Annotated in this window: 12 protein-coding genes; 4 read left to right on the plus strand and 8 right to left on the minus strand. The window is 67.6% G+C overall.

The annotated features are described in order from the left end of the window. Nucleotides 1-30: 30 nt before the first annotated feature. Together NM203_RS08315 and NM203_RS08320 are read right to left on the minus strand one after the other, a co-directional pair. Nucleotides 31-1,413, minus strand: coding sequence for an FAD-dependent oxidoreductase (locus NM203_RS08315; RefSeq protein WP_255059359.1), 1,383 nt, complete (start codon nucleotides 1,411-1,413; stop codon nucleotides 31-33). 33 nt (nucleotides 1,414-1,446) lie between these two features. Continuing rightward, a complete protein-coding gene (locus NM203_RS08320; protein ID WP_255059360.1) occupies nucleotides 1,447-2,766 on the minus strand; it encodes a hypothetical protein in 1,320 nt (439 codons plus the stop codon). Between the two features lie 179 nt (nucleotides 2,767-2,945). On the opposite strand from NM203_RS08320, the gene NM203_RS08325 reads away from it, so the two are divergent. From NM203_RS08325 to NM203_RS08340, 4 genes are read left to right on the plus strand one after another with little or no spacing between them, the layout of a single operon-like run. After that, the gene (locus NM203_RS08325; protein WP_408633326.1) at nucleotides 2,946-4,943 is read left to right on the plus strand and encodes an OPT family oligopeptide transporter; all 1,998 of its coding nucleotides are present in this window, start codon (nucleotides 2,946-2,948) and stop codon (nucleotides 4,941-4,943) included. A 40-nt stretch (nucleotides 4,944-4,983) separates the two neighbouring features. Next, nucleotides 4,984-5,598: a dihydrofolate reductase family protein gene (locus NM203_RS08330; RefSeq protein WP_255059362.1), complete on the plus strand. Its 615-nt coding sequence runs from the start codon at nucleotides 4,984-4,986 to the stop codon at nucleotides 5,596-5,598. Between the two features lie 59 nt (nucleotides 5,599-5,657). Next, complete coding sequence (locus tag NM203_RS08335) at nucleotides 5,658-5,996, plus strand: ArsR/SmtB family transcription factor (protein ID WP_255059363.1); 339 nt, start codon at nucleotides 5,658-5,660, stop codon at nucleotides 5,994-5,996. Beyond that, complete coding sequence (locus NM203_RS08340; RefSeq protein WP_255059364.1) at nucleotides 5,993-6,469, plus strand: SRPBCC family protein; 477 nt, start codon at nucleotides 5,993-5,995, stop codon at nucleotides 6,467-6,469. Before NM203_RS08335 ends, NM203_RS08340 begins: the two co-directional genes overlap by 4 nt. Nucleotides 6,470-6,503: 34 nt before the next feature. On the opposite strand, the gene NM203_RS08345 is transcribed toward NM203_RS08340, so the two are convergent. From NM203_RS08345 to NM203_RS08370, 6 genes are all read right to left on the minus strand, one after another. Further along, the gene (locus tag NM203_RS08345) at nucleotides 6,504-7,352 is read right to left on the minus strand and encodes a cytochrome c biogenesis CcdA family protein (RefSeq protein WP_255059365.1); all 849 of its coding nucleotides are present in this window, start codon (nucleotides 7,350-7,352) and stop codon (nucleotides 6,504-6,506) included. Nucleotides 7,353-7,355: 3 nt separating this feature from the next. Then, the gene (locus NM203_RS08350) at nucleotides 7,356-7,859 is read right to left on the minus strand and encodes a disulfide bond-forming protein DsbE (protein ID WP_255059367.1); all 504 of its coding nucleotides are present in this window, start codon (nucleotides 7,857-7,859) and stop codon (nucleotides 7,356-7,358) included. Nucleotides 7,860-8,015: 156 nt separating this feature from the next. After that, nucleotides 8,016-8,792: a thioesterase II family protein gene (locus NM203_RS08355; RefSeq protein ID WP_255059368.1), complete on the minus strand. Its 777-nt coding sequence runs from the start codon at nucleotides 8,790-8,792 to the stop codon at nucleotides 8,016-8,018. A gap of 97 nt (nucleotides 8,793-8,889) precedes the next feature. Beyond that, nucleotides 8,890-10,878, minus strand: a complete 1,989-nt coding sequence (locus tag NM203_RS08360) for a DUF7373 family lipoprotein (RefSeq protein WP_255059369.1) — start codon at nucleotides 10,876-10,878, stop codon at nucleotides 8,890-8,892. Beyond that, the gene (locus NM203_RS08365; protein ID WP_255059370.1) at nucleotides 10,869-11,150 is read right to left on the minus strand and encodes a protein kinase family protein; all 282 of its coding nucleotides are present in this window, start codon (nucleotides 11,148-11,150) and stop codon (nucleotides 10,869-10,871) included. Before NM203_RS08365 ends, NM203_RS08360 begins: the two co-directional genes overlap by 10 nt. A 106-nt stretch (nucleotides 11,151-11,256) precedes the next feature. Then, complete coding sequence (locus tag NM203_RS08370) at nucleotides 11,257-12,000, minus strand: DUF2637 domain-containing protein (protein WP_255059371.1); 744 nt, start codon at nucleotides 11,998-12,000, stop codon at nucleotides 11,257-11,259. Between the last annotated feature and the right edge of the window lie 44 nt (nucleotides 12,001-12,044).

The raw sequence follows: 12,044 nt of genomic DNA on the forward strand, positions 1-12,044 counted from the left end.
CGGTGGGCGCTCCCGAACGTGCACGAATCGCTAGGAGATGCGGACGTTCTGGCGGGTGAGTTCCGCCTGGACCGCTGAGACGTCGACGTCGTCGAACGAACGGTCGGAGCGAATCGACAGCGCGGCGGCCACCCCGGCGCCCTGACCGGTGACGGCGCAGCACGACATGTTGCGCGTCGCGGCGTGGGCGATGCGGTCTCCCCCGGTGGCGCGGCCGGCGACGATCAGGTTGCGCACCGCCTTGGGTAACAGCGACCGGTACGGGATCTGCAGATAGCGCCCGGTGGTCGGCAGCACCAGAACGCCGTAGCCGTCGATGAACTCCGGATAGATGCCGATGCTGTCGTCGAACCGCCCCTGCTCGCGTACGTCGTGCTCGGTGAGGTTGTAGACGGCGTCGATCTTGCGGGTGTCGCGGATGCCGATCGTCATCCCGAAGTTGCGCAGTCGCGCGGCCTCGCAGCCGGGGGTGTAGCGGCGGAGCGCCTCGATCGCCAGCATCGCCTGCCTGCGGCCCTCGATCTCGAAGCGGGTAAGGCTGTCGGGGTCGGTGCCGTCGCAGCCGGCGAGGTGGACGAGGTTCATGTAGGTCAGCTCGCCGGTGTCGTGCATGGCACCCCAGGTGCCGCCGATCGTGTTGAGAGCGGCGGGTAGCACACCGTCGGCGATGGCCTTCGCGAAGGGCTTCTCCAGATACGGCGAGTAGCGGTCGGCGTCTTTCTCGTCGATCTCGTCCGCGGCGAATTCGCCTGCCGCCCAGTCGCGGTAGGTCTGGGGGTCGTCGGCGACGCCCTTGAGGAACGCCGCCTTGTCGACCCCGGCGAGGTGGAACATCACCGACGCGGCCATCATGTCCTCGACCGGCGTCCGATGCACCGGCGCGCCCGCCCGCGTCGCGACGTCGGCGTCTCCGGTCGCATCCACCACACGACGAGCGAGGATCGCCTCCCGGCCGGCCTTGGACTCGGTGACGATTCCGATGACGGTGTCCCCGTCGACCAGTGGCGCGACGAACTGCCGATGGAGCATCGCGTGAACGCCGGCTTCCTCGACCAGTCGGTCGGCGACGAGCTTGAACCCCTCGGAATCCAATTCATATGACAGGGACTGGCTTTCGGGTACGGCGGCGCCCATCGCCTTCGCGCGTTCTTCGAACTCCCAGCCGATGCCGCCCGCCTCGACGGTCTGCTCGTGGCGGTACCAGGCGAAGCCCTCGACGCCGACGGCGGTGATGTTCCCGCCGAAGCAGCCGAACCGCTCGACGAGCGCGACGTCCACTCCGGCACGGGCGGCGGCCAGGGCGGCCGCTAGTCCACCCGGACCGGAGCCGACGACCAGCACATCGGTCTGGTGGATGACGTCGATCTCGCGGCTCGGTTCGGTGACGGTGCGCGGTGGTGTGGGCGTGGGCACGGAGCGCGATCCTAGCCCCCGCGGGTGTCCGGCCTATTCGCCGCCGCTGGCGCTCCCGGAATCACCGTCAGCGTCGGTACCCGCAGCGGATCCACTCGCTGCTGGCGTGGTGCCAGTGAACGAGCTGATCCCGCTTGTAACCATGTCGGAGAACGGCTTCAAGGGCTTGAACGGATCGAACCGAGTCCCGCCCGCGCCGGTTGTGCTCGTCTTGGGCGTCTTGTCGAGCGGAGCACCGTTGACGCCGGGAATCACCGGCTCCGGATCGGCCTCCGCGCTTCGGGCCGTCTTGACAACCGGCTCCTCGGACTCGGTCGCGGATGCGGCGACGAGTGGAGTCGGCGCCGGAGCCAGCGGCGGGGAGGTCACCGGCGGAGGCGGCGCGATGATTCCGGGCGCGGGTGGAGTGATCGGCGCAAAGGGAGTGCCACCGGCGGTCATGTCCGGCGCAAGGCCGAACGAGAAGCTGTAGGGCATGATTCCCGCGCCGACCGTTGGCAACACGTTGAGGTCGAACGTCGTGGAGCCGATCTGGGTCGTGGTGTGCAGGCCGCCGACCGCGCTCGCTTGAAACGGGCCGGGGCCGATATCCGCGTTGTCCACGAAGCCGGTGGTCCCGGTGTTCATGATCAGGCCGGGGATCCCTCCGCGCCAGCGGCCGATGTCGACGGCACTGACGTTGTCGGGGTAGCCACTTGCGAGCAGCGTCCCGCTCGGCGCCTGGAAGAAACCGATGGCCTTCAGCACGTTGAGGTCGAAGACGGCGGGGCCGAATTGATTCGAGGTCTGCAGGAAGCCCGCGTGGTTGGCCATGAAGGGGTCGTATTGGGCGGCGGCCTCGGTGAATCCGACCGCTCCCGTGCTGTTGACGATGCCCGCAAGCCCGGCCGCCCACTGATCCGTGCTGTTGACGGTGCCGAGAGTGTTGTTGGTACCGGGCACCGTCTGCGCGACGCCGATGGACCTGATCGAATTGAGGCCGAAGGACAGCGGGCCGTACTGATTCGCGGTTTGAAGGGCCGCTGCCGCGGCGACGGCAGCGGGGTCTGTCAGGTCACTGAGTGCCGACACGGCGACGGCACCGGTACTCGGACCGGCTGCGAACGGGAACACCTGACTGACGTTGAACTCGAACGGCGCAGCGGCAAGTTGCACGTCGCGGCCCGTCGGATCGTTCGAAGTTGCGGCAGGGCTCTGCATCTGAGCGGCTAGCAACACGCCCGCGCTAACGGCTCCGATACCGGTACTGGCCAACAAAAGCCTGGTCGCGTTCATGAAATCCCTAATCCGGCGTCGACAACGTACTTGATTCCTGAAGAATCTACCGCGCCAACGGTCCGACAGGGAATACATCAGCTAATAACGCTTACGTAGAATACAGTTTGCTGCGGGCAACGTCGCGGCCGAGGGTGACGCGGGCGGTGCAGGTATCGACACGCGTGACGCGACGAACTCCTCAACCGATGGCGGCGCATCGGGCGGTTCGGGCGGCGTCTGAAGCGTCGACAAAAACCGCTGGCGCACGGACTAACATCCCCCGGGTGACGAAAGCCGACGTCGAACACACCGCTCCGTCAGTTCGCGAACTCACCCTTCGGGGCATCGTCCTCGGCGGCGTCATCACGCTGATCTTCACCGCCGCCAACGTGTATCTGGGCCTGAAAGTCGGCCTGACGTTCGCCACAGCAATCCCGGCGGCCGTCATCTCGATGGCGATTCTGCGCTACTTCCGCGGCCACACGATCCTCGAGAACAACATCGTGCAGACGATCGCCTCCGCAGCGGGCACACTCGCCGCGATCATCTTCGTCCTGCCCGGCCTGATCATGATCGGGTGGTGGACCGGCTTCCCGTACTGGATCACGGTGGCGGTGTGCATCGTGGGCGGCGTCCTGGGCGTGATGTACTCCGTTCCCCTGCGCCGCGCCCTCGTCACGGGATCGGACCTGCCCTACCCCGAGGGCGTCGCCGCGGCCGAGGTGCTCAAGGTCGGCGAGGCCGCCGAGGACGGCGGCGAGGGAAACAAGCGGAGCCTGCGCGCGATCATCGTGGGATCACTGGCGGCGGCGGCGATGTCGCTGCTCGCCGCCACGAAACTGATCCTCAGCGACATCGCCGTCTACTTCCGCGTCGGCGCCGGTGGATCGACGATCGGCGCCAGCCTGTCACTGGCCCTGATCGGCGTCGGCCACCTGGTGGGTGTCACCGTCGGCTTCGCGATGATCGTCGGCCTGGTGATCTCGTACTTCATCCTGCTCCCCACGCTGACGTGGGGTGACGTCACCGATGGCGGCGCACTCGAGGACGTCGTCTCGAGCACGTTCTCCAGCGATGTCCGCTTCGTCGGCGCGGGCGCCATCGCCGTCGCCGCCATCTGGACGCTGCTGAAGATCCTCGGCCCCATCGTGCGCGGCATCCGCGCCGCGGCCGCGTCGACCAAGACGCGCCGCAGCGGCGAGCAGGTCGAACTCACCGAACGCGACCTCCCCATCGGAATCGTGGGCGGAACGATCGCGGTGTCGCTGATCCCCATCGGGCTGCTGCTGTGGTGGTTCCTCGAGAGCACCCCGATCGCCGGCAACAGGCCGCTCCTCATCGGGGTGACGCTGCTGTTCGTCGTCGTGATCGGCGCGGTCCTCGCATCCGTCGCGGGCTACATGGCGGGTCTGATCGGCTCCTCCAACAGCCCGATCTCGGGCCTCGGAATCCTGGTCGTCATCATCGCGTCGGTGGTGCTGGTGCTGGTGCACGGGCGCAGTGACGACGCCGGACAGACGCTGGCGCTGGTGGCCTACGCGCTGTTCGCTACCGCGATCGTGTTCGGCATCGCCACCATTTCGAACGACAACCTTCAAGACCTCAAGACTGGCCAACTCGTCGGCGCGACACCGTGGCGACAGCAGGTGGCGTTGGTGATCGGCGTCGTCTTCGGCGGGCTGGTGATACCTCCCGTCCTCAGCCTGCTCAACACCGCGTTCGGCTTCGCCGGTGCGCCGGGTGCGGGCGAGAACGCTCTCGCCGCACCGCAAGCGGCGTTGATCTCCTCGCTCGCCAAGGGCGTCTTCGGTGCCGATCTGGACTGGAAGCTGCTGGGCCTCGGTGCCGCCATCGGCGTCGGGGTCATCGTGATCGACGAGGTGCTCAGGCTGCGGACCAAGGTCAGCCTGCCGCCGCTGGCCGTCGGGATGGGCATGTACCTCCCGATGTCGCTGACCCTCATCATCCCGTTCGGCGCGCTGCTGGGCCGCTTCTACGACAGGTGGGCCGAGCGTAGGGGCGGCTCCGCCGAGAACACAGAGCAGAAGAAGCGTCTCGGGGTGTTGATGGCGACGGGGCTCATCGTCGGGGAGAGCCTGTTCGGGGTGATCTACGCGGGCATCGTCGCCGGTTCCGGTTCCGACTCGCCACTGGCGATCGTCGGCAAGGGGTTCGCGAACTGGGGCGAGATCCTCGGCGTCGTGGTCTTCGTGGCGATCATCGCCGGCCTGTACCGGTGGACCCGGCGACTGGCGGACGCCGACCGCTCCTAGTCGTCGGTGACTTTCGGCGGTCGCGGCAGTCTGCACGTGCATGACCAGAACGAACCTCTCCATGTCGATCTCGGCCGACGGGTACGTCGCGGGACCCGATCAGTCCGAGGAGCACCCGCTCGGCGTCGGCGGTGAAGCGCTGCACGCCTGGCACCTCGGACCGGCCAAGAACCATCCCGTCAATCAGCGGGTGGTCGCGGACATGATGGACGGGATGGGCGCGACGATCATGGGTCGCAACATGTTCGGGCCGGTGCGTGGCGACTGGGGCGACTCGGACTGGACCGGTTGGTGGGGTGACGAGCCGCCGTACCACTGCCCGGTCTTCGTCCTGACCCACCACGCACACGACCCGATCGAGCTCGCGGGCGGGACCACGTTCCACTTCGTCACCGACGGCATCGACGCCGCGTATGCGCAGGCGAAGTCCGTTGCGGGAGAACGCGACATCTCCATCGCCGGCGGCGCCTCCTGCGCTCGGCAGGCGCTCGCGGCGGGCCTCGTCGACGAGATCGACCTGCAGGTGAGCGGGGTCGTCCTCGGGTCGGGCGAGCGGCTGCTCGACGGTTTCGCCGCGGGCACCCCCGCGCTCGAACTCGTCCGCGTGCTCGAGGCTCCCGGAGTGGCGCACCTGCGCTACCGCGTCATCGGGTGAGGGATCCGACCCATACTTAGCTCTTGCGCTAACCGTTGACGCCGATATAACTTAGCCGTGTGGCTAAGTATTCATCGCGGCTAGACGACGCGTTCCAGGCTCTCGCCGACCCGACTCGGCGCGCCGTGCTCAGCCATCTCGGCGCGGGACCGAAGAGCGTGAGCGAGTTGGCGGCACCGTTCGACATGGCGCTGCCGTCGTTCATGAAGCACATTCACCACCTCGAGCACGCCGGATGGATACGGACGCGCAAGACCGGCCGGGTGCGTACCTGCACCCTCCGACACGAGTCGTTCGAGGACGTCGACGGTTGGCTCACCGAACAGCGCCGCATCTGGGAAGCCCGCACCGACCGACTCGAACGTTTCGTCACCGACCAGGAGGAATCATCAGAATGACCGCAACCGTGCATCCGCACCTGGACCTCACCGTGTCTCGGATCATCAAGGCGCCGCGCTCTGCGGTCTGGAATGCGTGGACTGATCCTGCGAGCTTCGAGAAGTGGTGGGTCCCCGAGCCGACGATCTGTCGGGTGCAGGCGATGGACCTGCGCCCCGGCGGGTCGTTCCGCACCGAAATCAGCGAGGGCGGAGGGCAATTCGGCCCGCACATCACGGGTTGCTTCCTCGCTGTCGACGAGCTGGAGCGCATCGTGTTCACCGACGCACTCGTCGCCGGCTGGCGCCCGGCTGACGCGGCGTTCATGACGGCGGTCATCGTCATGCGCGATCACCCGGACGGCACCGAGTACACCGCGTCCGCCCTTCATCGCAACGTCGCCGACCGCGATCAGCACGAACAGCTGGGTTTCCACGACGGCTGGGGCACGGTGACCCGGCAACTCGCCGAACTCGTGGAGACGCGTTACTGAACCTCGAGCTCGGTCAGCGCGGCCGCGTCCGGATTCACTCAGACGGCCGCGATCGCCGCGCCCACGTCAGCGCCGTCAGCGCCAGTACCGCCAAGGCGATGAGCCACGGCCAGGGACCGTGCCCGTACACCCACCCGGCCACGGCGCCTTGAATCCTGGCCGCGCCGTTGATCACCGGGTCGTTCGGGTCACCGGTCGCCGACCGCAGCCCGAGTTCGTACCAGCCGTAGTAGCCGACGTACGCGCCGACGACGATCAGGATCACGCCGCTGATCCGGTTCAGGTACGGCAGCACCGCCCGCAGTCGGGCGATCAGCGCGGCACCCGCCAACGCCGCTGCGGCGGCGAGCGTGCCCACGATCAAGGTGAACCCCGCGGCGTAGGCGAGGAATGCCTGCAGCCCGCCCGACGCTCCCGCCAACCCGATCCCGGTCACGGCGAGGAACGGACCGATTGTGCAGGACAGCGACGCCAGCGCGTAACCGAGGCCGTAGCCGAACATAGATCCGAGTCGAGCCGTCGGTGCCCAGGACGTGCTGGCCGCCAACGGGTTTCGGCCCGGCCCCGCGACCTCCCGGCCGGCCAGCAGCCAGCACCCCAACGCGGCCAGCGCCACCCCGATGCCGAGCGTCACCCACGGCAGATGGCGTTGCACCGCCGACCCGGCCGCCGTCGTCAGCAGACCGAACACCCCGAACACGGTGACGAATCCGAGTGTCATGACCACGGTGGCGGCCAGCGCCCGGCCCAGTGCGGTCGCGCGGGTGGTGTCCACGTCCCGCACGACCAGCGCGAGATAGGCGGGCAGCATGGCGAACCCGCACGGGTTGAGGGCGGCTACCAGGCCGGCGGCGAAAGCCAGTGCGAGATCGGCTGACTGCACGGACTACCGGAGGCCCGCCACCCTGTCGGCCAGTTCCTGCTGGGACATCGCCGAGGTGGGATTGTTGACGAAGGTGGACGATCCGTCGGCCTTGTAGAACACGTACGCGGGCTGCCACGGGATGTTGTAGCGCGCCCAGATGGACCCGTCGGCGTCGTTGAGGGTGGTGAAACCGAGCCGGTACTTGTCGACGAAGCCCTGCATAGCCGCGACGTCCGACCGGGCCGCGACACCGACGAACGTGACACCGGGATTCGCGGCGGCGACCGCGCTGACGTTGGGCGCCTCGGCGTTGCAGAACGGGCACCACGGCGTCCAGAACCACAGCACCGCGGGCTTACCCTCGAGCGACGTACCGTTGAACGGCGCACCCGACAGGGTGGTTCCGGTGAACTGCAGTCGATCGTCGGCGAGCGCAGCGGGTGGGCTGACCAACACCACCGACGCCAGGGCCGCGACGATCGCGATCAGGAACGAGCCGCGAAACCAGATTCCGATACGTGCCATGACCGGTCCTCCATCGGGGCGTCCGGCACGCGGCCGGCTTCTCGCCAGTAGACGTTCGTGACACGCGCGCGGTGGGCGAACGGTTCATCACGTCAGCATTCGGTCACGGTCGCTTTGCGAGTGATCCCAGCCCCGACGGGTCAGCGAATTGCCGAATCAGGCCACGTTGGCGTGCGGCGAGCCGAAGTCCATCAGCATGGGCCGCAAGGCCGCGAACAGCTGCTGCCGGTTGCTCACGTGGAAGTGGCCGCCCTCGAGCATCTGCAGCGAGAACTGCGCCAGCGTCCGTGAGCGCCACTGCCGAAGATCAGACTCACTGACGAGGATGTCCTCGTCGCCGCCGATGACGTGGATCGGGCACATCAGCGCGACCGAGTCGGCGTCGTCGTCGGTCGCGGCGATCCGCAGGTCGATGCGAGCCAGCGCGACGGCCTTCTCGCGCAGCGTCGGCCAGCGGGTGAGCTCGACCGGCAGCCCGCCGATGTCGGACAGGATCTTGCCCAGCTGCTCGTCGTCGACCTCGTCCACCATCGGGATCGACGTCGGGAGGTGCGGCGGGGTGAACGACGACAGGATCAGCGCCTGCGGCTGCGACAGCCCGGCCGCCGCCCGCATGCTCGCCAACCGGTAGGCGACGAGCGCGCCGAAGCTGTGCCCGAAGAAGACGTGGGGCTCGTCCAGCGTCGCTCCGAGCTGATCGTTGACCTCGGCGACGAGGTCACGCAGGGTGGCGAAGCGCTCGCGGTTGGGGATCTCGACGGCGATCACCTCGACGTCGGCCCCGAGGCCGCGCTTCCAGAGGTTGAACGACGTGGCGCCCCCACCGGCGTGGTGGAAGCAGATCAGCCGCACCGTCGTGGCGGCGGGCAGGGTGCGAGACGTCGGCAACTGCGCAATCGAACGGGGGGTCTCGGCCGTCAGAGTGGTGGTCATCGTCTCGTCCTCTCGGTGGGTACGAGACCACTTTCATCGAGAGGGCTTGGCAGATCCTTGATGGAATCTTGACGAGCACGCCGCCGCGATCAGCGGGCTAGTCGCTGTTGACGAGCAGCGCGTACTGAGCGGATGCGCGCTGCCGGACGTCGTCCTGCTCGTTGCTGATCACTCCCGCGTAGTACCGGCCGAAGGACAACAGGCACTGATATCGCGCGTTGTCGTTATCCGCCCAGAACTCCGATTTCGCCTCAAAACAGTTGACGCCGTCGAAGCCGGTGGGCGGATCGATGTCCTGCTCGACGGTGTCCACCTTGACGGCGTCATGAGCTTTCGTACGGAGCTCCGTCGCAGCGTCCTCGTCCTTGGCTCTGAGCAGAAGCCCGTCGGACGTGATAGCGCATCGGTCGACACCGGCATCCACAAGCAGGTCGTTCTCGGTCTCCTGGGCATTGCCGCACACCATCACCGCCCTGGGGCCGATGGTCATGAACCCCGCCGACAACGGTGGGACGTCTCCGGAGATGAACGCCCGGCTGAGCATCGAGTCCGGGTCCAGTGGCAGAGTTGTCAGCGCCGCGTCGGCGCTGACGAGGACGTCCTTCATCAACGGAGCCTGCCCGTCGAGAACGGTCTGGATGCTCTTCGTCATCCTGCTCACGATGGTGGCGTCTTGTCTCACGCTGAAGATGGACGCAACCACGAAACCACGGGCGAACGTCGCCGCGATCGACACGTTGCCCGGTGTGTAGTGCGCGTGCGCATCGGGATAGCCGGGAATGTCGACTTGCTGGTTGTTCGGATTCACCGCCATGTCGGTGGCGTCCATTTCCTGGGCGGCGCGTGATGCGAAGTCGGGGTTGGGGAAGCTCGTCAGCATGACGATCAATTCATCGCCGTCACCATCCCGTAGAAAGTCGGCACGTCGCTTCGAGAAACCCTGCACGAGGAAGGCGCTGATCATGCCGTACTTCTCCAGAACCGGCTGTACGACTGCAACTCCGGTACCGGAGATCGCGGTCGCGGCGAGGGCTGGATCGGGAAGCGGCCCACCGTATAAGTAGGAGAGGTTGGGGAAGACCTCGTACGGGTTCGCGATGCCCTCGGCCAACCGCGAGGCCTCGGCGAAGCGGCCCTGCTCCTTGTCGCCGGTCGAGGGGATCCGATGCGGCTCGGTATCGTAGCGACCGACGTCGAGCGCCGAGAGGTCCACTGCGGCAGCGGCATCCGTTTGGACGGGTTCGTCACGCGTCAGTTGCCAGACACCGACCGAGGTCACGAGTGCGACCACGAGCACGACGGCCGCCGCGATCGCGATCCACATCCCCCGCCGCTTCGGGGCCGGCTCCCGCGGTGGCGCGGACCATCCCCCGAGCGGCGACTGAGGCCCCGAGTTCACTTGCATGGCATGCACATTGGGATCCCAGCTACCGGGCGGTGGCGGCATTGCAGGCGCCCTCGGTGCCGGATAGGCGGCTTGGACGTGCGGAGCAGTCGACGGTGTGAAGTTCATCGTCGGCTGGCCGACTCCGGTGGTCGCGGCGTCCGCAGCGCGGACGAGGTCACCGCATGTCGGGTACCGATCCTCCGGTCGCTTGGCCATCCCCTTCGCGATGACGGCGTCGATCGCACTGGGAAGCCCGACCCTGTTGCTGGCCAGCGGGATCGGAGCGGACACGTGTGCACCGATCAGGCTGACCCGGTCACCCGAGTACGGGGGCGCTCCGGTTAACGCCTCGAAAAGCACACACGTCAGGGCGTATCCGTCGGCACGTGACGAGACCCGATCCACTTCGCCGGAGAACCGTTCGGGCGACATGTATGTCCACGTCCCGATTACGTCGCCCATCTGCGTCAACTTCTGCTCGGACTCGGCGTTGGCGATCCCGAAGTCCACGAGATAAGCGAAGTCGTCGTTGGTCACCAGGATGTTGGCCGGCTTGACATCGCGATGCAGCACGCCGACCGAATGCGCGGCGTCGAGTGCCGACGCCACCTGACGCACGATGGCCAGCGCGCGAGCAGGCGGCAGCGCCCCCGACCGCTTGATCAGGGTGTCCAGATCGGTGCCGTTGATCAGGCGCATGTCGACGTAGAGTGACCGTCGATTTCACCCGTCGAGTGGATGGGCACTACGTGCGGCTCCTGAAGCCGCCCTGCGATGCGCGCCTCGCGCTGTAACCGCTGCCGGTACGCGGGGTCCTGAGCGTACGGACCCGAGATCAGCTTCAGTGCGACGACCCGGTCCAGATTGGTGTCGCGCGCCTCGTAGACGCTGCCCATGCCGCCCGCGCCGAGCAACCTGATCAGTTCGTACGGGCCGAAGCGTCTGCCGACCATGGACTCGTCGTGATCCATGCCTCTCCCCCGAGGGTAGCCCTGGGGCACAGCTTAGGACGCTGTGGGCCACGCCGCGGGAGGAATCTGCCAAGGGGTCAATTCGCCAATCGGCGGCGGCGAAGCGTCAGACCGCCACCCGCTCGACGCTGACGTCGCCCGACCTCAGCAACTCGTCTCCGACGGCGACGATGTCGTGAACCACCCGCTGCTCCACCCCGAGTTGTCGCCCTATCGTCTTCGGGCTGAGGTCGCGCTCGAAACAGAGGTGCAGAACCGCAGCCACGGTGTCGGCGTCGGCGTCGCCGCCCCGCGCCACGATCACGTCGGCCACGTCCGCCCACGGCAGGAGCGCCGGGTCCACCGGCGGCGGCGTCGGCATCTCCGCCTCGTCGAGCAGTCCGGGCGCCGCATCCACGAGCGGTGCGCGCAGCGGCGGGTCGGCGATCGCCCGAGGGCGCGACGCCGAAACCCTGGTGAGAAGGCTCAGCCCGTGGGTCGACGCCAACAGGCTGACGGGCGCCACCACTGCGATCGCCGCCGCCAGCCAGGGACTCACCGGCGCGGAATCGGGAAGCACGGCGTGCCAGCCGTTGGCGACGACGCTGACGGCGGCTGACGTCGACAACACGATCCAGAAGTAACGCCGATTGCGCCGCTGACCCTCGAGGCCGGCGAGTGCGACCACCGCCATCGTGGCCTGCAGGATGGTGCCGTCGACGATCAGCGGCCACAGCCACGCCAAGCTCTCGGGGATACCGGCCCTGGCTGCGAGATCCGCGAGCGCCGTGAAGGACAGCACGAAGCTCGCGATCCCGATGCCCACGGTGATCACGACCGCCGCGGTACGCGTCAACGTCAAGGAGTTCACAGGCGGCCATCCTGCCTACCGCCTCCGACAGCGGCGTGGCGAAT

The sequence above is a fragment of the Mycolicibacterium arenosum genome (assembly GCF_024320865.1).
GTDB lineage: Bacteria > Actinomycetota > Actinomycetes > Mycobacteriales > Mycobacteriaceae > Mycobacterium > Mycobacterium arenosum.